Source organism: Arthrobacter cavernae, from assembly GCF_017368795.1.
Taxonomy (GTDB): domain Bacteria; phylum Actinomycetota; class Actinomycetes; order Actinomycetales; family Micrococcaceae; genus Arthrobacter; species Arthrobacter cavernae.
On the sequence record NZ_JAFNLL010000002.1, the window covers coordinates 72,381 to 91,853 of the forward strand.

At 67.4% G+C, this 19,473-nt stretch carries 13 protein-coding genes; 10 read left to right on the forward strand and 3 right to left on the reverse strand.

Annotated features, from left to right (window positions below; all coding sequences use genetic code 11):
* The 3 genes from J1902_RS00365 (at window position 1) to J1902_RS00375 (ending at window position 6,121) form a co-directional block, all read left to right on the forward strand.
* Window positions 1-2,523: an MMPL family transporter gene (locus tag J1902_RS00365; protein ID WP_207614209.1), complete on the forward strand. Its 2,523-nt coding sequence runs from the start codon at window positions 1-3 to the stop codon at window positions 2,521-2,523.
* A gap of 993 nt (window positions 2,524-3,516) precedes the next feature.
* Complete coding sequence (locus tag J1902_RS00370) at window positions 3,517-4,194, forward strand: Maf family protein (protein ID WP_207614210.1); 678 nt, start codon at window positions 3,517-3,519, stop codon at window positions 4,192-4,194.
* Window positions 4,195-4,309: 115 nt separating this feature from the next.
* Complete coding sequence (locus J1902_RS00375) at window positions 4,310-6,121, forward strand: acetyl/propionyl/methylcrotonyl-CoA carboxylase subunit alpha (protein ID WP_207614211.1); 1,812 nt, start codon at window positions 4,310-4,312, stop codon at window positions 6,119-6,121.
* 117 nt (window positions 6,122-6,238) lie between these two features.
* Here the strand turns inward: J1902_RS00375 and J1902_RS00380 are convergent, their stop codons facing one another.
* On the reverse strand, window positions 6,239-7,651 hold the full coding sequence (locus J1902_RS00380; RefSeq protein ID WP_207614212.1) for an MFS transporter: 1,413 nt from the start codon (window positions 7,649-7,651) through the stop codon (window positions 6,239-6,241).
* Window positions 7,652-7,945: 294 nt separating this feature from the next.
* Here J1902_RS00380 and J1902_RS00385 point away from each other — a divergent pair, with 294 nt between their 5' ends.
* From J1902_RS00385 to J1902_RS00395, 3 genes are read left to right on the forward strand one after another with little or no spacing between them, the layout of a single operon-like run.
* The gene (locus J1902_RS00385; protein ID WP_207614213.1) at window positions 7,946-9,358 is read left to right on the forward strand and encodes an MFS transporter; all 1,413 of its coding nucleotides are present in this window, start codon (window positions 7,946-7,948) and stop codon (window positions 9,356-9,358) included.
* Window positions 9,359-11,560, forward strand: a complete 2,202-nt coding sequence (locus tag J1902_RS00390) for a molybdopterin oxidoreductase family protein (RefSeq protein ID WP_207614214.1) — start codon at window positions 9,359-9,361, stop codon at window positions 11,558-11,560.
* Window positions 11,557-13,122, forward strand: a complete 1,566-nt coding sequence (locus J1902_RS00395) for an FAD-dependent oxidoreductase (RefSeq protein WP_207614215.1) — start codon at window positions 11,557-11,559, stop codon at window positions 13,120-13,122. Before J1902_RS00390 ends, J1902_RS00395 begins: the two co-directional genes overlap by 4 nt.
* Before the next feature lie 114 nt (window positions 13,123-13,236).
* Here the strand turns inward: J1902_RS00395 and J1902_RS00400 are convergent, their stop codons facing one another.
* Window positions 13,237-14,646 carry an NAD(P)H-quinone dehydrogenase gene (locus tag J1902_RS00400; RefSeq protein WP_207614216.1) on the reverse strand — a complete coding sequence of 470 codons (1,410 nt, stop codon included), beginning with the start codon at window positions 14,644-14,646 and terminating at the stop codon, window positions 13,237-13,239.
* A gap of 119 nt (window positions 14,647-14,765) precedes the next feature.
* On the opposite strand from J1902_RS00400, the gene J1902_RS00405 reads away from it, so the two are divergent.
* The 4 genes from J1902_RS00405 to J1902_RS00420 all read left to right on the forward strand — a co-directional run bounded on the left by J1902_RS00405 (window position 14,766) and on the right by J1902_RS00420 (window position 18,777).
* Window positions 14,766-15,584 carry a purine-nucleoside phosphorylase gene (locus tag J1902_RS00405; RefSeq protein WP_207614217.1) on the forward strand — a complete coding sequence of 273 codons (819 nt, stop codon included), beginning with the start codon at window positions 14,766-14,768 and terminating at the stop codon, window positions 15,582-15,584.
* Window positions 15,585-15,803: 219 nt separating this feature from the next.
* Entirely contained in the window at window positions 15,804-16,361 is a 558-nt protein-coding gene (locus tag J1902_RS00410; RefSeq protein ID WP_207614218.1) for a hypothetical protein, read from the forward strand.
* A gap of 2 nt (window positions 16,362-16,363) precedes the next feature.
* On the forward strand, window positions 16,364-16,906 hold the full coding sequence (locus J1902_RS00415; protein WP_207614219.1) for a hypothetical protein: 543 nt from the start codon (window positions 16,364-16,366) through the stop codon (window positions 16,904-16,906).
* Window positions 16,907-17,031: 125 nt separating this feature from the next.
* Window positions 17,032-18,777 carry a phospho-sugar mutase gene (locus J1902_RS00420; RefSeq protein WP_207614220.1) on the forward strand — a complete coding sequence of 582 codons (1,746 nt, stop codon included), beginning with the start codon at window positions 17,032-17,034 and terminating at the stop codon, window positions 18,775-18,777.
* 55 nt (window positions 18,778-18,832) lie between these two features.
* Here the strand turns inward: J1902_RS00420 and nirD are convergent, their stop codons facing one another.
* Window positions 18,833-19,213 carry a nitrite reductase small subunit NirD gene (nirD, locus tag J1902_RS00425; protein WP_207614221.1) on the reverse strand — a complete coding sequence of 127 codons (381 nt, stop codon included), beginning with the start codon at window positions 19,211-19,213 and terminating at the stop codon, window positions 18,833-18,835.
* Window positions 19,214-19,473: the final 260 nt, after the last annotated feature.

Here is a 19,473-nt window from a genome sequence, read left to right on the forward strand (position 1 = left end):
ATGGCGCTTCTCCTGTACCGGCTCGGCAAATTCTCCTACCGGCACCGCTGGCTGGTGATTTCCCTGTGGCTGGCTGTCCTCCTGGGCATGGGTGGGGCGGCTGCTGCCTTCCACGGCACCATGTCCAACAACTTCCAGATCCCCGGCACCGAGACCCAGCGGATGCTGGACAAGCTCAAGAAGGAGCTGCCGGAGTCGTCCGGCGGATCCGCCGGCATCGTGTTCGAGGCCGGCGAGGCAGGCTTCACCCCGGCAGGAAAGACCGCCGTCGGGACCGCCATGACGGAGCTTCGGACGCTGCCCGATGTCCAGGGCACGGTGGACCCCTTTGAAACGCAGGCACAGCTGGACGGGGCCCCGGCTGAGATTTCCGCAGCGGAGGCCAAGCTGGCAGCAGGCCAGGCCGAGCTTGACGCCTCCCGCACCCAGCTGGCCGCCGGCCAGTCCCAGCTGGCGGCTGCGGAGCAGCAGATGGCCGCGGCCGGGCTGCCGGCAGAGGCCATCCGGGCGCAGCTGGCGCCCCAGCGCGCCCAGCTTGCGGAGGGCCAGGCCAAGCTCGACGCCGGCGCCAAGGAAGCCGCGGACGGCGCCGCCGCACTGGCGCTCGGCAAGCGGCAGCTCACCGCATCGGAAGGCATGCGCTTCGTCTCCACCGACGGGAGGGCCGCCATCGCCCAGGTCCAGTTCAAGACCTCCGTCAATGGCCTGACCCCGGCCGTGCGCCAGCAGGTGCAGGACATCGTGCACGGCGTCTCCTCGGCCGGCGTCACGGCGCTGGCCAGCAAGGAAATCACCGAGGACGTCTCGCAGTTGTTCGGCGTCTCGGAAATCGTCGGCATCGCCGTCGCAGCCCTGGCCCTCATCGTCATGCTGGGAACGCTCATTGCCGCCGGACTGCCGCTGCTCATGGCCCTCATCGGCGTCGCAGTCGGCGTCGGCGGGACCTTCGCGCTGACGGGCGTGGTGGACATGAGCTCCATTTCGCCCATGCTGGCCCTCATGCTGGGCCTCGCCGTCGGCATCGACTACTCACTGTTCATCGTCAACCGCCACCGCGGACAGCTGCTCGCCGGCATGGACCCCGAGGAGTCGGCGGCCCTCGCCACCGGCACCTCGGGCAACGCCGTGCTCTTCGCCGGCCTCACCGTGGTCATCGCGCTTGCCGCGCTCGTGGTTCCCGGGCTCCCGTTCCTGGCTGTCATGGGTCTGTCCGCCGCCGCCACGGTGGCAGTCGCCGTCGTCGTGTCCCTGACGCTGACCCCTGCGGTCCTGTCGCTGATCGGGCGCAGGCTGGTCTCCAACCGGGCCTGGGCCAAGGCGGCACGCCACAACGCTGAACCCGGCCATGAGGCCGCGGACCTCGAGCGCGCCGAGAAGCGCAGCAGCGGCGGCTGGGGCGGGCTGGTGACCCGCCATCCGTGGACCGCGCTGCTGGCCGGCGTCGTGCTGCTGGGCGTACTGGCGCTGCCGGCCTCGCAGCTGCGGCTCGCCCTGCCCGACGGCGGTTCCGAGCCCGTGGATTCGCAGGCCTTCAAGGCCTACGACCTCACCCGCCAGAGCTTCGGCGAGGGCATGACCGGCCCCATCGTGGTGGTGGGCGAATTCCCGGCCGGACTCAGCGAGGACGAGGCCAGGAACAAGCAGTTCGACGTCGCGGATGAACTCCGCAGCGTGGACAACGTCATTGCCGCCGCTCCGCTCGCCCTCAGCGAAGACCGCCGAACCGCCATCTTCCAAGTCATCCCCAAGGAGGGTCCGGCAAGTGCCAGCACCGTCCAGGTGGTCTCCGAGCTCCGCGCCAAAGGCAAGGAAATCCGCGAATCCACAGGTGTCACCATCGGCCTCACGGGCCAGACTGCGGGCAACGTGGACGTCTCGGAGAAGCTCGGGGCGGCCTTGCCCCCTTACCTGGCGATCGTCGTCGGGCTGTCCCTGATCCTCCTCCTGCTGGTGTTCCGCTCGATCGTGGTGCCGCTGCTCGCCACCGGCGGTTTCCTGCTCTCGCTCGCGGCGGCCTTCGGCGCCGTCGTGGCCGTCTACCAGTGGGGCTGGCTGGGAGCGGTGTTCGACGTCGCCAACCCGGGCGCGGTGCTCAGCTTCCTGCCGATCATCCTGATCGGTGTGCTGTTCGGCCTGGCAATGGACTACCAGGTGTTCATCACCTCGGGCATGCGCGAATCCTTCATGCACGGCGAGGACGCCAAGCATGCGGTCCGCAGCGGCTTCAGGCACGCCGCCGCAGTGGTCACCGCAGCCGCGATCATCATGGTCAGCGTGTTCGCAGGCTTCATTTTCAGCCACCTGACCATGGTCCGGCCGCTCGGCTTCGCGATGGCGTTCGGCGTGCTGGTTGACGCGTTCGTGGTCCGCATGACGATAGTTCCGGCCGTGATGTACCTGCTGGGCGGGAAGGCCTGGTGGCTGCCGCGCTGGCTGGACAAGTTGCTGCCCGACGCCGACGTCGAGGGCGCCTCCCTGCAGCGGACGGGCGCCGAGACCCTCGACAAGGAGCTGGTCTCCTAGTCACGGAACACGCCCGAGCTAAGCGATCGCCAACTAACTTTTTTCGCTTCGGGCATGTTACTTTACCAAATCGTGACGTAAGGTGAGATCCACCACACACCAACCGCCCCGTCCTTCGGAGCGCACCCGGTCCGGATTCGGTCAGATTCGGGGACTCAGGCATCTAGCTGGAGATCGGTTGTGTGGCCCGGGACCGACGAGGATACGAGGGATACAGATGACTCTTGCTGATGCCGGACGGCGACCTTCCGACCGTGACCGCGTTCCCGGGCAACAGCCCAAGACGCCAGCCTGCGGACGGTGCGGCCCCGGCACCTCGCTGAGTTTCCTTGACTACATTCCGGAGGTCTACTCCGCAGACGGAAGCGGACTGCTGCCGCCATCGGCCAGCTACACCTGCGTCAGGTGTGGGGAAGCCGGCAGCCACCAGGTTCCCTCCGGCTGGGCACCGCCCGGATGGCACTGGTACTCCTGAGACAGCCCGGCCCTCATCCCGCGCCGTTGAACGTGCAATTCACTCGATGAAGAGGAATTTGGCGAATGACGACTATCTCCGCATCCCCTGCCGCTGACAACGCCGATCATTCTCGGGGGCGTCCTTGGTGCTCCGACTGCCGAAGCGACGCCCATTTGATGGTGGAAAGCATTGCCCCGGTAAGGCCATTGAGCCACGAGGCAGTGGACCTGGCCTACACATGCTTGGAGTGTGACTCCTTCTACGCCCACCCTGTCGCGGTCGACCGGGCTGCCGCGATCATGGACCACAGTGGCATTGTGCCCGGAGTCCTCCATTTCGACGGCGACTATTTCCATTGCGGGAAGCCGATGAAAATGTCGGGCCCCGAACTGGCAGCCTATGCTGTCGCCCGGCCCCAAGACCCCCCGGTACACCGCTTCCCCACGAAGGTCCTGCGCTGCCGCTGCGGGTTCCGTCTGGCGCCCCCGCCTGAAGGGAATCCGGGACCCTGGCAAGGCGCATACTATCCTTGAGCGGTGACCCGATTGATCCTGGCCTCCCAGTCCCCCGCCCGCACCAAGCTCCTCACGGAGGCCGGCATCCACCACGAAGTCCTGGTCTCCGATGTGGACGAGGACGCAGTCCAGGCACGGTACGGCGTGACCGACCCGCACGACACCGCGCTCCTGCTGGCCCGGGCCAAGGCCGAGGCCGTCGCCGCACTGCCGGAGGCCGAGGGCGCCCTGGTCCTCGGCTGCGATTCCGTGTTCGAGTTCGACGGCGAATCCCATGGCAAGCCCTACACGGCAGCGGTGGCCCGGGAACGGATGCTGCGCATGAGCGGCTCCAAGGGCACCCTCCACACGGGCCACTGGCTGGTGGACTGCCGCGACACGGAAGCCGACTTTGACGAGACGGATGACGCCGAAGACCGCGAAACAGCCGAAGGAACCGGCGCCACCTTGGGAGCCGTCTCCAGCGCAGACGTCCATTTCGCCGAGATGAGCGAAGTCGACATTGACGCCTACATCGCCACGGGCGAACCGCTCCACTGCGCCGGCTCGTTCACCATCGACGGCCTGGGCGGGGCCTTCATCCGCAAGGTCGACGGCGACCCGCATGCCGTCGTCGGCCTCTCCATCTCGACCCTCCGCGAGCTGCTCAGCCACGCGAACGTCGGCATCACGGAGCTGTGGCAGGTCGACGGGCAATAGACGCAATTTGTAGCAACCCTACAAAGCATCGCCGCTTCAAGCACGGAATCCCCTATCAATATGGGCGGAACCCTCAAAATCGCGCTAGTCTCCTTGGAGGACAGAAGGAGTCAACTTGTCAGCTAACCCGGCGCAGCCCATTTCCAGCCCTCTCACCAAGGTCTTGATTGCCAACCGCGGCGAAATCGCGGTCCGCATCATCCGTGCAGCCCGGGACGAAGGCATCGCCTCGGTCGCCGTCTACGCGGATCCGGACCGCGACGCCCTGCACGTCAGGCTCGCCGACGAGGCCTACGCGCTGGGCGGCAACACGGCGGCGGAGTCATACCTCCTCATGGACAAGCTGATCGAAGTTGCCAAGCGGTCCGGCGCAGACGCCATCCACCCCGGCTACGGCTTCCTGGCCGAAAACGCCCAGTTTGCCGAGAAGGTCATCGACGCCGGCATCACGTGGATCGGCCCCTCCCCCGCCGCGATCTCCGCGCTGGGCGACAAGGTCCAGGCCCGCCACATCGCCGAAAAGGTCGGCGCCCCGCTGGTCCCCGGCACGGCCGACCCCGTGGAGTCCGCGGACGAGATCCTGGCCTTCGCCCAGGAATTCGGCCTGCCCGTCGCCATCAAGGCTGCCTACGGCGGTGGCGGCCGCGGCATCAAGGTGGCCCGCACGCTGGAGGAAATCCCCGAACTCTTCGAATCCGCCGTCCGCGAGGCCATCGCCGCCTTCGGCCGCGGTGAGTGCTTCATCGAGCGCTTCCTGGACGCGCCGCGCCACGTCGAGACCCAGTGCCTGGCCGACGCCTACGGCAACGTGGTGGTGGTCTCCACCCGCGACTGCTCTCTGCAGCGCCGCAACCAAAAGCTCGTGGAAGAGGCCCCGGCGCCGTTCCTGAGCGAGGAGCAGAACAAGCGCCTCTACGAGGCCTCCAAGGCCATCCTCAAGGAGGCCCACTACCTGGGCGCCGGCACCTGCGAGTTCCTGGTGGGCCAGGACGGAACCATCTCCTTCCTCGAGGTCAACACGCGCCTGCAGGTGGAGCATTGTGTCTCCGAAGAAGTCACCGGAATCGACCTCGTCCGCGAGCAGTTCCGCATCGCCCGCGGCGAAGCACTCGGCTATGACGATCCCGAGATCCGCGGCCACTCCTTCGAATTCCGCATCACGGGCGAGGACCCGGGCCGCAACTTCATGCCCGCCCCCGGCACCGTCACCACGCTGAAGAACCCCACGGGCCCCGGTGTCCGCATTGACTCCGGCATCGAGCAGGGCGACGTCATCAGCGGCAACTTCGACTCGATGCTATCCAAGCTGATCGTCACCGGCTCCACCCGTGCCCAGGCCCTGCAGCGCTCGCGCCGCGCCCTTGAAGAGATGGTGGTGGAGGGCATCCCCACCGTCATCCCCTTCGATCTCGCTGTGGTCACCGACCCCGCGTTCGCCCCGGCCGAGGGCCCGTTCAGCGTGCACACGCGCTGGATCGAAACCGAGTTCGTGAACAACATCCCGGCGTGGTCCGGCGCCGGCGCCTGGCCGGAAGCCCCCGACGCCGGTGAGCGCCAGCGCGTCGTCGTCGAGGTCGGTGGCAAGCGCCTCGAGGTTGTCCTTCCTGCGACGCTGGGTTCCGTGGCTGCGGTTGCGGGCGGCGGCACGGGCAAGGCCGGCAAATCCAAAAAGCGCTCCCGCTCGGCGGGCGCTGCCGCGGCAGTTGCCGGCGGGAACGCGCTCACCTCGCCCATGCAGGGCACCATCGTCAAGGTGGCAGCGGCCGACGGCGATGTTGTCGCCGAAGGCGATCTGATCGTGGTCCTCGAGGCCATGAAGATGGAACAGCCCCTGACGGCCCACCGGGCCGGCACCATCCACGGCCTTGGCGCCAAGGCCGGCGAGACGGTGGCAGCGGGCGCGGTTATCGCCACGATCGAAGACTGACCACACGGTTCCTGGCCGGTAAGGCCCCGCACCATTGGTGCGGGGCCGGACTCGTTAAGCAGAATGCCCGGCGAGTCCATGACTCGCCGGGCATTTCTCTGTTCAGGCAGGAAGGAATCAGGCCACGTTGTTCTCGTAGTCCATGTCCTTGGTTTCGCGGGTCATCCAGAGAGCCACGAACGTTGCAAGGGCGGCGAGGGCCATGTACAGGCCGATCAGCCAGGTGCTGCCGGAGCCTGCCTGCCACAGGGCGATGGCGACGAAGGATGCCGGGGCCGCGCCGATCACCGAGGACAGGTTGTAGGCCACCGCGGAACCCGTGTACCGGACGTTGGCGGGGAAGAGCTCAGGCAGGATGGCTGCCATCGGGCCGAACGTCAGGCCCATGAGCGTGAAGCCCACGATCAGGCCCACCATGGCGGCAGCCTGGCCGGGACCGAACATGGTGAACCACACTCCACCGAAGACGAAGATGCCGGCCGTGACGCCCAGCAGGAACTTGCGGCGGCCCCACTTCTCGGCCAGCGGCCCGGAGACCACCGTGAAGATGCCGAAGAACACGACGCCGATGATCAGCATCCAGAGGAAGTCGCCGCGGCTGATGCCCAGGCCGGGAACGAAGGCCGCGATCTGCTCGGCAGACATCGGCTTGCCGGCCTTCTCGGCCGCAGCCTTGGCCGTTTCAACGGAGGCCGGGGCCGTGCCGTAGGTCAGCGTGAAGGACGTCATGATGTAGAACAGCACGTACGTGGCGAACATGATGAACGTGCCCGCGACGACGGGCCGCCAGTGGCTCTTCATGGTGGCCGCCAACGGCAGCTTCTGGACCTTGTCCTGTTCAATGACCTTGGTGAACGAGGCGCTCTCCACGAGCTTCAGGCGGACGTACAGGCCCACCAGCACCAGGACGGCGCTGAGGATGAACGGAACACGCCAGCCCCAGTCCAGGAACTGCTGCGGCGTCAGTGCCACATTCATCCAGATGAAGATCAGGTTGGCGATGATGAAGCCGATCGGCGCACCCAGCTGCGGGAACGTGCCGAAGATGGCACGCTTGCCCTCCGGTGCGTTCTCCGTGGCCAGCAGTGCAGCGCCGGACCATTCGCCGCCGAGCGCCAGGCCCTGGCAGAAGCGCAGCACGACGAGCAGGAGCGGGGCCAGGACTGCCCAGCCCGGCATCGACGCCGTCGGCAGGAGTCCGATGAGGAACGTGGCGATGCCCATGGTCAGCAGCGAGGCCACCAGGGTGCCCTTGCGGCCGATCTTGTCACCGAAGTGGCCGAACACGATCGCGCCCACGGGGCGGGCGACGAAGGCAACGCCGAAGATCGCAAAAGCGCTCAGCAGGGCGTTGATGTCGGTCGCGTTGGGGAAGAAGAGTTTCGGGAAGACCAGGACCGATGCGGTGGCATACGCATAGAAGTCGTAGAACTCGATCGTCGTGCCGATCAGGCTGGCGAAGATCACCCGTCCCCGCGAGTTCGCCGGTTTGGCGGTCCCGCTTTCCCTGGATGTCGCTATGGAAGACATGTAATGGTTGCTTTCGTTCGCACCGGCCGCTGCCCCGTGGAGCCTGTCCGGCGAAGGATTATTCGAGAGTTCAATAATAGTTCCCGCAGTCCATTGACCGGACAACCAAGTCCACCATGCGGACGCCGCACGGAATCTCACCCCCTGGTCATGGGGAAAGTCCTCACCTTCGCCTCACGCGTTCGTGATGCCCCAGATAGGCAAATGTCACAGCACGTTTACAAACGGCGACGGTCCGTGAAATGAGCCGTACCTACCTTTGAAGGACAACGTCCCCCACACAGGAGGCACTCCGTGACTGTTGACCGCACTGCAGATGAACTGGCCCTCGCCCAGTCCACTGCCACCGCCGCCCCCGCCCTTGAACACCGCCCCGGCCGCTGGATTGCCAACTGGGATGCCGAAGACAAAGGCCAGTGGGAAGCCGAAGGCCGGTCCATCGCCAAGCGCAATCTCTACTGGTCGATCTTCGCCGAATTCCTCGGCTTCGTCGTATGGCAGCTCTGGTCGATCGTGGTCGTCCAGCTCCCTGCAGCCGGCTTCAAGTTCGACACCAACCAGATCTTCTGGCTCATCTCCATCCCCAGCCTGGTCGGCGCCACGCTCCGCATCCCCTACACGTTCATGGTCCCGAAGTTCGGTGGCCGCAACTGGACCATCGTCTCCGCGCTGCTTCTGCTGATTCCGTCGGCGGGCCTGGCGATGTGTGTGTCCAACCCCGGCACTCCGTTTGGCGTCATGCTCCTCGTCGCCGGCCTGGCCGGCTTCGGCGGCGGCAACTTCGCCAGTTCCATGGCCAACATCACCTTCTTCTACCCGGCCCGCGAAAAGGGCTGGGCGCTGGGCCTGAACGCTGCCGGCGGCAACCTCGGCGCCGCCGTCGCACAGCTGGTTGTTCCGATCGCCATCACCCTGCTGGCGGCCGGTACCGTCAATCTGCCCATGGCCGGCCTCATCTGGATCCCGCTGATCCTTGTGGCCACCTTCGGCGCCTGGAAATACATGAACAACCTCACCAGCGCCAAGGGTGACGTGGCCGGATCCGTGGCGGCCCTCAAGGAACCGCACCTGTGGATCATGGCGTTCCTCTACATCGGCACGTTCGGCTCCTTCATCGGTTTCGCCGGTGTCTTCCCCAAGCTGATCAAGGACTACTTCCCGGACTTCTCCTCCATCCACGTCGGCGCGGTGGCCCTGTCGCTCGCCTTCCTTGGCCCGCTGGTCGGCTCGCTGGCCCGCCCCTACGGCGGACGCATGGCGGACCGCATGGGCGGGGCCCGCATGACCATCGCCTCCTTCGCCTCCATGGCCGTCATCACGCTGACCATGATCGCGACCCTGCCGCTGAAGAACTTCTGGCTCTTCCTGGTCCTGTTCCTCTTCCTCTTCGTGGCCAGCGGCTTCGGAAACGGCGCCACCTACCGCATGATCCCGGTGATCTTTGCAACGTCCAGCCGCGCAGCCCGCTCCGGCGCCAGCGGCGCCGTCACCGGGCGACTGGCCTCTTCCTCCCTCGGCCTGATCTCCGCGATCGGCGCCTATGGCGGATTCGTCATCCCCCAGGTGCTCAACGCGTCCAACTCGAGCACCGGTTCGTATACCCCGGCGTTCTACGGATTCGTCGGAGCCTACGTCCTGATGCTCATCGTCTGCTGGGCCTTCTACATCCGCCCCGCCCAGAAGCGCAACACGATCGGACACATCTAGATGCCCAACGGCGCCGACACCCACTGCCCCTACTGCGCGCTCCAGTGCGCCATGACGCTGACCCCGGCCAACCAGCCGGGGTCGGCGCCCGCGCCCGCCGCAGCACCGGCAAGCCTTGCCGTCCCCGTCCTTGACGTTTCCGGGCGCGACTTCCCCACCAACCGGGGCGGGCTGTGCCGCAAGGGCTGGACGTCGGCGTCGTTGTTGCGCCACAACGGCCGGGTCACCGAGCCGATGCTCAAAGGCTCCGACGGCGTCCACCAGCCCATCAGCTGGGACCAGGCCCTCATGCTCATCACCGCCGCCGTCAAGGACACGCAGAAGCAGTACGGTATGGACGCCGTCGGGGTCTTCGGCGGCGGCGGCCTGACCAACGAGAAGGCCTACCTGCTGGGCAAGTTCGCCCGGCTGGCGCTGCGGACCTCGCGCATCGACTACAACGGCCGCTTCTGCATGTCCTCGGCGGCAGCCGCCGGAAACCGCGCCTTCGGCGTGGACCGCGGACTGCCCTTCCCCGTCCAGGACCTCGACTCCGCCTCCGTCATCCTGATGCTCGGCTCCAACGTTGCCGAGACCATGCCCCCGTTCGTCCAGCACCTGCAGGGCGCCCGCGACGCCGGCGGGCTGATCGTGGTGGACCCCCGCCGTTCCGCGACGGCCGCGTTCACCGCCGACGGCGGCGGCTTCCACCTGCAGCCCACCCCCGGCACCGATCTGGCCCTGCTGCTCGGCATCTCCCACGTGGTGGTCCACGAGGGCCTCGCCGACACCGAATACCTCCGAACCCGCACGTCCGGCTACGACGCCCTGATCCGCAGCCTGAACGCGTTCTGGCCCGAGCGCGTCCAGTCCATCACCGGCGTCCCCGCCACCCTGATCCGTGAAACCGCCCGCCGGCTCGCCCACGGCGCCCGCACCGGCGGCGCCTACATCCTCAGCGGCCGCGGCGTGGAGCAGCACGTGGACGGCACCGACACCGCCACGGCCGCCATCAACCTCAGCCTGCTGCTGGGCCTGCCCGGCTCGGCCCGCAGCGGCTACGGCACGCTCACCGGCCAGGGCAACGGCCAGGGCGGCCGCGAGCACGGCCAGAAGTCCGACCAGCTCCCCGGCTACCGCAAGATCACGGACCCCGCCGCACGCGCCCACATGGCCAAGGTGTGGAACGTGGACGAGTCCCTCATCCCCGGCCCGGGCCTGCCGGCCGTGCAGCTGCTGCAGTCGCTGGGACAGCCCGACGGCGTCCGCTGCCTTTTCGTGCACGGCGCCAATGTGGCGGTCTCCGCGCCCGACGCCAGCGCCGTCGTCGACGGGCTCCGCAGCCTCGATTTTCTGGTGGTGTGCGACTTCTTCATGTCCGAGACCGCCGTCGAAGCCGATCTGGTCCTGCCCGTGACCCAGTGGGCCGAGGAGGAAGGCACGCTGACCAACCTCGAAGGCCGCGTGCTCCGCCGGCGGAAGGCCCTGACGCCGCCGCCTGGCGTCCGCAGCGAACTCTGGCTCATGGCCCGCCTGGCCGAACTCCTGGACGCACCGTCAACCTTCAGCGACGACCCCGAAACGGTGTTCGAGGAACTGCGCCTCGCTTCCGCCGGCGGCCTGGCCGACTACTCCGGCATCGACTACGCCATGCTGGACCGCGGCGAGGCCGCCTACTGGCCCTACCCCGCCGGCAGCCAGGGCACGCCCCGTCTCTTCGCGGACGGCTTTGCCCACGCCGACGGCCGGGCCGTCCTGGTACCGGTGACCCCGTCCAAGCGCGCCCGGCGCAGCTTCGCGAACGCCGCCGCACCTGGATCGCTGGCCCTCGCCACCGGCCGGCTCCTGGAGCACTACCAGTCCGGCACCCAGACCCGCCGCGTGGCCGAACTCGCCGCCAGCCAGCCCGAGGCCAGGCTCCTGATCCACCCCGCCACCGCCGCAGCCCGGAACATCGCCGACGGCGAGTTCGTGGCCGTCAGCAACGAGCGCGGCGAGGTCGTGTGCCGTGCCGAGCTGAGCAATACGGTCCGCACGGACACCGTCTTCCTGCCCTTCCACTTCCCGGGCCAGGAGAACGCCAACCGCCTCACGGAGGCGGCCACCGATCCCATTTCCGGCATGCCGGAGTTCAAAACCAGCCGGGTCTGGGTCCGGCAAGCAATCCCGGTCGCTCTTCCAACGGGCGCCGGACTGCCGCTGCACGTCAAGGAGGCATCATGAGCGAGCGCATTGTCGTTGTCGGATTCGGTCCCGTCGCAGCCCGGCTGGTGGAGGAGCTGCTGCCCTCGGTCCGCAGTGGGCTGGTGCAACTGCTCGTCATCGGGCAGGAGGCCGAAGCCGCCTACAACCGCGTCATGGTGGCCGAGCTCGGCGTCGGGCGGACCACTCCCGAGGCCCTCGCCATGGCTGATGCCGCCGATCTGGCGGCCGACGGCGTCGACGTCCGCCTGGGCGTCAAGGTCCGGCGCATCGACCGCGCCCGGCAGCAGGTGGTCCTGTCCGACGGCACCACGCCCGGCTACGACCGCCTCGTGTTCGCCACGGGCTCCCGGCCGGTCATCCCCAACCTCACGGGCCTCAACCCGGATCCCTCCGGCCCCGTCCTCCCGGCGGGCGTGACCGCGCTCCGGGACCTCCGCGATGCCGCCGTGCTCCGCGAGGCCGTGGCAGGACGCAAGCGCGTCGTGGTCCTGGGCGGCGGCGTCCTGGGACTGGAAACCGCACTGGCCGCCGCCGAGGAAGGCGCCCAGACTACCGTGGTCCACAACGGCCCCTTCCCGCTGGGCCGCAACATCGACCGCGGCGGCGGCTCGGTCCTCACCGCCGGCCTGCGCGCCGGCGGCGTCCGCATGGCCGGCAACGCCCGCTCCACCGGCGTGGAGACGGCGGGCCCCGGCGGCAGCTTCTCGGCGCTGCTCCTCGAGGACGGCTCAGCGATCGACGGCGATCTGCTGGTTCTCTCCTGCGGCGTGCGTCCCCGGATCGAACTGGCCGAGGGCTGCGGACTGCCCACGGGCTCCGGGATCCTGGTGGACCACCACCTGCGGACCTACCACGAACCGCACATGTTCGCGATCGGCGACTGCGCCGAGGTCCGCTGCCCCGATGCTTCCTGCCTTGATTGCCGTGGAGCCACCGGCCCCTCCGGACTGGTGGGGCCGGGCTGGCGCCAGGCCGAGTGGCTCGCCGAATACCTGGTCCTGCTGGCCAGTGACGGGCAGGAAGCGGCGGACGCCCTGGCCCCGCTGCCGAAGGAACAGCCCGGCGTCGTGGTCCTCAAGGCCCGCGGCATCAACCTGGCCGTGGCCGGCGACAACCTGGCCGATCCCTGGGACGAGGAACTGCTGGAGGCCGGCTCGGCCAACGGGCGGCCACGCCGCCAGATCTCCCAGTGGGCCGATCCCGAGCACGGACGCTACGTGAAGATGACCACCCGCGGCGGAGTCCTCGAAGGACTGGTCTCGGTGGGCATGCCCCGCACCGCAGCCGAACTCGTGGTGCTGTTCGAACGCGCCGCCGAACTGCCCGCGGACCGCTCGCTGCTCCTCCGGCTCGACGGTCCCGACCAGCTGGACGCCGGGGGCGGCAACAGCAACGACCCCGAGCGCACCGTATGCCGCTGCGCCGGCGTCAGCGGCGCCAAGATCGAGGAGGCAGTCCTGGACGGCTGCAGCTCCGTCCAGGAAGTCTCCAAGGCCACCCGCGCCGGCACCGGCTGCGGCGGCTGCCACGAGGACATCAAGGGGATCATCGAAAAACATTTCCAAGCGGCTGCCGCCTGAGGCTGCTGGCTGATCCCGTTTGCCAGCTCGGGCCGCTTCAAGCCCCAAATTCCGGCCGGAAACGGCAAGGGGTCCAACCACAACGCGTGGTTGGACCCCTTTGATGTGAATAAATTATATGTGCACGTGCAGCCTGCGTGCGGCTTCCGAGATGGAACCGGTAAGTGACGGGTAGACCGTGAAAGCGCTGGCGACGTCGTCGACGTGCAGTTTCTGGGTGATCGCAACGGAGATCGGGAAGATCAGTTCCGAGGCGTTCGGGCCCACCACCACACCGCCGATCACAGTGCCGGAGCCCTTGCGCGCGATGATCTTGACGAAGCCGTCCTTGGTGTTGCGCATCTTGGCGCGGGCGTTGCTGAGCAGCGACAGCATCACCACATCGCCTTGGTACTTGCCGGATTCGAGGTCGGCCTCGGAGACGCCCACGGAGGCGATTTCCGGCGAGGTGAAGATGTTGGACGCCACCTGGTTGAGCTTGAGCGGCTTCACGGCGTCGCCCAGGAAGTGGGCGACGGCGATGCGGCCCTGCATGGCCGCCACGGAGGCCAGCGCGAAGACGCCGGTGCAGTCGCCGGCAGCGTAGATGTTGGAGGCCGTGGTGCGGGAAACGCCGTCCACCTTGATGTGGCCGGAGTCGGTCACCGCAACGCCGGCTTCCTCGAGTCCGAGCCCCGCCGTGTTGGGGATGGAGCCCACGCACACCAGGCAGTGGGAGCCGGTGACCACGGAGCCGTCACCCAGGGTGACCTTCACGCCGTCGTCGGTGCGCTCGACGGCCTGGGCACGGGAGCGGGACAGCACGCGGACGCCGCGGCGCTCAAAAACGCTCTCCAGGACCTTGGCAGCGTCGGTGTCCTCGCCCGGGAGCACCTGGTCGCGGCTGGAAATCAGGGTGACCTTGGAGCCCAGGCCGTTGTAGGCGGAGGCGAACTCGGCGCCGGTGACGCCGGAACCCACCACGATCAGCTCCTCGGGGAGCTCGTCCAGGTTGTAGATCTGGGCCCAGTTGAGGATGCGTTCGCCGTCGGGTTTCGCCGTGGGCAGTTCGCGCGGGTGCGCCCCGACCGCCAGCAGGATGGCGTCCGCTTCGACCGTCTTGGTTCCCTCGGAGGTGAGGACCTCGATGGTGTTGTTGTCCACCAGCTTGCCGGAGCCGATCATGATTTCGACGCCCAGGTGTTCCAGGCCCACGCGGATATCGTCCGACTGCTCGCGGGCCAGGTCCAGGACGCGGTCGTTGATGTGGCCCAGATCGGCGCGCGGCTTGAACACACCGCCGTCGACGTCGAACTTGACTCCCAGCTCGTCCGCCTCGCCCACGCGGGTCATGAGGTCTGCGGTGGCGATCAGGGTCTTGGACGGGACGACGTCGGTGAGGACGGCGGAGCCGCCGAGGCCTGCGCGTTCGATGATGGTCACGCGCGCACCGAGGGAGGCAGCCACCATGGCGGCTTCGTATCCTCCGGGACCACCGCCCAGGATGGCGATTCGAGGGGGGCTGAAGTCACGTTGGGTGGTCACAAAGGTCAATTCTTGCGTATAGGACCCGTTGCTGCCACTCGACCATGCCTCAGTGGCAGGCATCCCGGCCGCGGCCCGATCACTACCCAATCCGTCCGGCCGCAAGGTAGCTTGTACCAGTGAGTAACGCAGAGCTGAGCAGCACAGACCCGTTCGAGGCCGCGAAGGCCGCCGCCCACTACATTGCCGAGCAGACCGGCGTCGAATCCCATGACGTGGCCCTGGTGCTGGGCTCGGGCTGGGGCGAGGCCGCCGAGCTCATCGGCGAGACCACCGCCACCCTGACGGCCTCCGAGGTTCCGGGCTTCCACGCCCCGGCCGTGGAAGGCCATGTGGGCACTATCCGTTCAGTGCTGACCAAGGAGGGCAAGCGCGCGCTGGTTCTGGGCGCCCGCACCCACTACTACGAGGGCAAGGGCGTCCGCGCCGTGGTCCACGGCGTGCGCACGGCAGCCGCCGCCGGCTGCAAGACCTTCGTGGTCACCAACGGCTGCGGCGGGCTCAACGAGAAGTGGACCCCCGGCACCCCGGTGCTGATCAGCGACCACATCAACCTGACGGCCGCGTCCCCGCTGGAAGGGGCCACGTTCGTGGACCTCACGGATCTGTACTCCTCCCGCATCCGCGCGCTGGCCCGCGAGGTGGACCCGTCCCTGGACGAAGGCGTCTACGCCCAGTTCACCGGCCCGCACTACGAAACCCCCGCCGAGGTGCAGTACGCCAAGCGGATCGGTGCGGAGCTGGTGGGCATGTCCACGGCCCTGGAATCCATCGCCGCACGCCACGCAGGCATGGAGGTCTTCGGCATCTCGCTGGTGACCAACCTCGCCGCCGGCATCAGCCCGGTCCCGCTGAGCCACCAGGAAGTCCTCGAAGCCGGCCAGGCCGCCGGCAAGCGCATCTCCAAACTGCTCGCGGACATCATCGCCAAACTCTAGGGCACCGGCCCCTGACTCGCCGTTGCTTCACAGGCCCGGGTCCGGCGCCAGAGGCCCGACGGCGTCCACATCTACCTTCCCCACGTGGAAAGCGCGCCGAAGCCTATGAGAACGAGCTCGGAGCCTCTATTCTCATGCCATGAGCGTTCGGGTCACATTTTGGCGAGGGGAATCCCGCCATCCTGAGCGGGATCCGGCGGCACCGCGCGCGAGTGACGCATGAATACTAGAAATATTCCGCCCCATGACAGCTACGCCGCGTTCCTCGCGAGGTTGGATGCAGCCACGGCAAGCCTGAGCACGCGGGCAGGATCGCTGGACAGGGCACTTACGGCCGTCTCGTTGCTCTTGGGACCATACCAATCGGCCGTACGGAAATGGGAACGACGGCGCGTCCACGTCAGCGAGCAGCTGGCCCGGCATTCTGGGACGCCACAGACGTACACCGCTCTGAGCGAGCTCCACGACGTGGCAGTGAAGATGGAATCGATGCTCCGTGCCCGCACCCTGCGCGTCACGGAAAAGTTATCGGTCATCCAGGGACGTCGCGACGCAATCGACAAGTCACTCCTGGAGCTTGAGGTCAGCAGGGTCAAGCTGAATTCGTCCCGAATGCTGTCCCAGGACCGCGAAAACCTGAGCAGGGCCTTTTCCGAGCTGGCCGGCTCAACCGGCGCCGCCGCAACCATTCCCGATCTGGGTCTGCGTAGCGATCTCAAGGAAGCACGCGAGGCAGTCATCCTGGCTGAAGCGCTCATGGAGGTGAAGGGGTACTAAACATGGAGAATTCAGCGCACGATCAGCCGCGCAGGAACACCGTCACACTCGTGCGCTGGTCGAAGAAGCCAGGCGAAGATCCCATCATCAAGTTCATCATGTTCAGTGTCCTTGGTTTGATCCTGTGCCTGTTCCTGATGATCTTCATGCCCGGCCTCAGAAGTTTCGGTGCCGTTGCACTGTTCACGGCCATCTTCGCCGCGATTCTCACGGTTCCCACGGCTTCCGGCCGGAGGAGTTTTATGCGGGGGCTAACCAAGAGGGTGAACGACACCATCGGTGAAGTGACCGGCAACCCTCATGACCAACTCTCGGTCAGGCAATTTCGGCAATTGGTCAAGAGCGGCGAGCAGCTTCCGCTCATCGTCAACGGGGTGCCCGGGTTGAATCTGCACGTGGAACGGGCTTCAACGCTGGAGAAAAATGCCCCCGAGAAATGGTTTGTGGTCTTTACCATTATCCCCCCGGAGAACGGGCCCGCCAGCTTTGATCGGTTGCTGGCCGCGGCAATCGGCGCCCGTCCCGAGACCCCCGGCGCCAGCTAATTGGCGGTTCGCTGCACCGTCAGGACAGCAAGGTCATACAAAGCGGTCGGAGCGGCGCAAACTGTAACCAGACCGATGAGGGCACGGTCTGCGCTTCCGGCTGCTTTGACGATAGCTTTATCCCTATGACGTCGAACGGTGCCGCATTCGAGCAACTGATCATCGAAGCCCGCGAGTGGGCTTCCCAGGACCCGGATCCGGCCAACGCGGCTGCCCTTGTTGAACTTGCCGATCTGGCCGCCGCGGGCGACCCGGCCGCCGGGCAGCAGCTGGCCGACAGCTTCAGCGGAACACTGCAGTTCGGCACGGCAGGGCTCCGTGCGGCCTTGGGCCCGGGCCCGAACCGAATGAACCGTGTGGTGGTCCGCCGTGCGGCGGCCGGACTGGCGGCTTTCTTGAACGACGCCTTGGCCGCGGCGGCCCCGGGGACCCGGCCACGCGCCGTCGTCGGCTTCGACGCCCGGCACAATTCCGACATCTTTGCGCTGGAAACGGCGGCGATCTTCGCGGCGGCCGGCATTGATACGTTCCTGATGCCATCGGCACTGCCGACTCCCCTGCTGGCCTACGCCGTGCGGGCCCTGGACTGCGACGGCGGGGTCATGGTCACGGCCAGCCACAACCCGCCGCAGGACAACGGCTACAAGGTGTACCTGGGCCGGCACGCCGTGGAGGAAAGCGGACGCGGCGCGCAGATCGTGGCCCCGTACGACGCCAAGATCGCTGCGAAGATCGACGCCGTGGGTGCCCTGGACACGGTCGTGCTGGCGGCCGATGGCTGGACCGTGCTGCCCGGCTCGATCGCCACGGACTATGAGGCCGCCATGTCCGGCCTCGCGGACACCGCGAATTTCCCGGCCCGGGAGCTGAAGATCGTGCTCACGCCCATGCACGGCGTGGGCGGTGCGACGGCGGTGTCCGTACTGAACGCCGCCGGCTTCACGGACGTAACCCTGGTGGAGGAACAGGCCCGCCCGGACCCTGACTTCCCCACGGTGCCGTTCCCCAATCCCGAGGAACCGGGTGCCCTGGACCTTGCGCTGGCCGCAGCGGACCGCTTCGACGCGGACATTGTGCTGGCCAACGACCCCGACGCCGACCGTGCGGCGGTTGCGGCCAAGGACCCGGACAGCGGGGCGTGGCGGATGCTGCGCGGCGATGAGGTGGGCGCCCTGCTGGGTGCGCATGTGGTGGCCCGGCTGGCCTCGGAACACGCTGGGGACGCAGCAGGGGGCGTGTTCGCCAACTCGATCGTGTCCTCGCGGCTGTTGGCCCGCGTCGCGGCCGCGGCAGGCTTCGCCCACGAGGAAACCCTCACAGGCTTCAAATGGATTTCCCGGGTCCCCGGCCTGGTGTACGGCTACGAGGAAGCCCTGGGCTACTGCGTAGCCCCCGGACTGGTGCGGGACAAGGACGGCATCTCGGCCGCGGTCCTCATCGCAGAGCTCGCCGCCGCGGCCAAGGCCGAAGGAAAGACCATCTTCGACACCCTGGACGAGCTGTACCTGGTGCACGGGCTGCACGCGAGTGACCAGCTCAGCATCCGGGTGGCCGACCTGGGCCTGCTGGACGCCATGATGAACCGGCTCCGCGTCAGACCGCCCGAGGCGTTCGCCGGCTCCGCCGTCGAGACCTTCACGGACCTCGCCCAAGGCAGCGCGCAACTGCCGCCCACGGACGGGCTGCTCTACATCACCCGGGACCAGAGCCGGGTCATCATCCGCCCCAGCGGAACCGAACCCAAACTCAAGTGCTACCTGGAAGTCATCCAGGCAGTGGGCTCCGCGGCCGAACTACCCCAGGCACGCCAAGCCGCCCGCGCCGCTCTGGACCACGTCCTGGACGACGTCCGCGAGGCACTGGGCCTCTAGAAAACCGGGCCTCTAGAAACCGGTCCTCCGGAAGAGGGTAGGCCGGAGGTACCGCCTACAGTTCGACTTCGAGGTACCCGTCAACCAGGCGGGTGCTAAACGTGGCCAAGGCCAGCTCAGGGTTGGTGAAGCATTCGCCCGTCTTGAGGTCGTAGACCTCTTTGTGGAGCGGCGAGGCAATGGTGGGCCGGTTCCCGCGGGAACCGATGATGCCGCGTGCCATGACATTGGCCAGGGTGGCCGGGTCCTGCTGTGCGACGGCGTACACCTCGTCCAGGGCGGTGCGGAACAGCGCCACCTGGCGGCCCTCGATCAACGCGGCTTCGCCCCAGGCAAGCTCAAGCTCATCCACCGGGCACACCCGGTGCCAGCCGGCAGCGGCCGCCTCAGTCAGTTCGTCACGCCGCTCTTCAACACGGTCCAGAATTACGGTCATTTCAGCCCCTCTCGCAGTGCCTGGGTGCGGCGCTTCCGCCGGTACTTCCCAGGCCGGGCCGCGCTTACGGCCACAGCTCCACGCTAAAACCCGGGTGTTTCAGCGGCGCTCCCCAATTGTGTCGGCGGCGTAAAAGAGACCTCACGGAACCGGAAATGTGTTCGTGATGCAGAAGTTAAGACCACGAAACAAAGGGGAAACTGAAGCGAAACTGCGGCTCCCTAGGCTGGATCCATAAGTTGCAGAGCTCCTTCTGCAAC

What these genes read in the sequence shown, in the direction of transcription:
- J1902_RS00365 (WP_207614209.1), top strand. Translation starts at nt 1, where the DNA reads ATGGCGCTTCTCCTGTACCGGCTCGGCAAATTCTCCTACCGGCACCGC.
- J1902_RS00380 (WP_207614212.1), bottom strand. Translation starts at nt 7,651, where the DNA reads ATGTCTTCCATAGCGACATCCAGGGAAAGCGGGACCGCCAAACCGGCG.
- J1902_RS00390 (WP_207614214.1), top strand. Translation starts at nt 9,359, where the DNA reads ATGCCCAACGGCGCCGACACCCACTGCCCCTACTGCGCGCTCCAGTGC.
- J1902_RS00395 (WP_207614215.1), top strand. Translation starts at nt 11,557, where the DNA reads ATGAGCGAGCGCATTGTCGTTGTCGGATTCGGTCCCGTCGCAGCCCGG.
- J1902_RS00410 (WP_207614218.1), top strand. Translation starts at nt 15,804, where the DNA reads ATGAATACTAGAAATATTCCGCCCCATGACAGCTACGCCGCGTTCCTC.
- J1902_RS00415 (WP_207614219.1), top strand. Translation starts at nt 16,364, where the DNA reads ATGGAGAATTCAGCGCACGATCAGCCGCGCAGGAACACCGTCACACTC.
- J1902_RS00420 (WP_207614220.1), top strand. Translation starts at nt 17,032, where the DNA reads ATGACGTCGAACGGTGCCGCATTCGAGCAACTGATCATCGAAGCCCGC.
- nirD (WP_207614221.1), bottom strand. Translation starts at nt 19,213, where the DNA reads ATGACCGTAATTCTGGACCGTGTTGAAGAGCGGCGTGACGAACTGACT.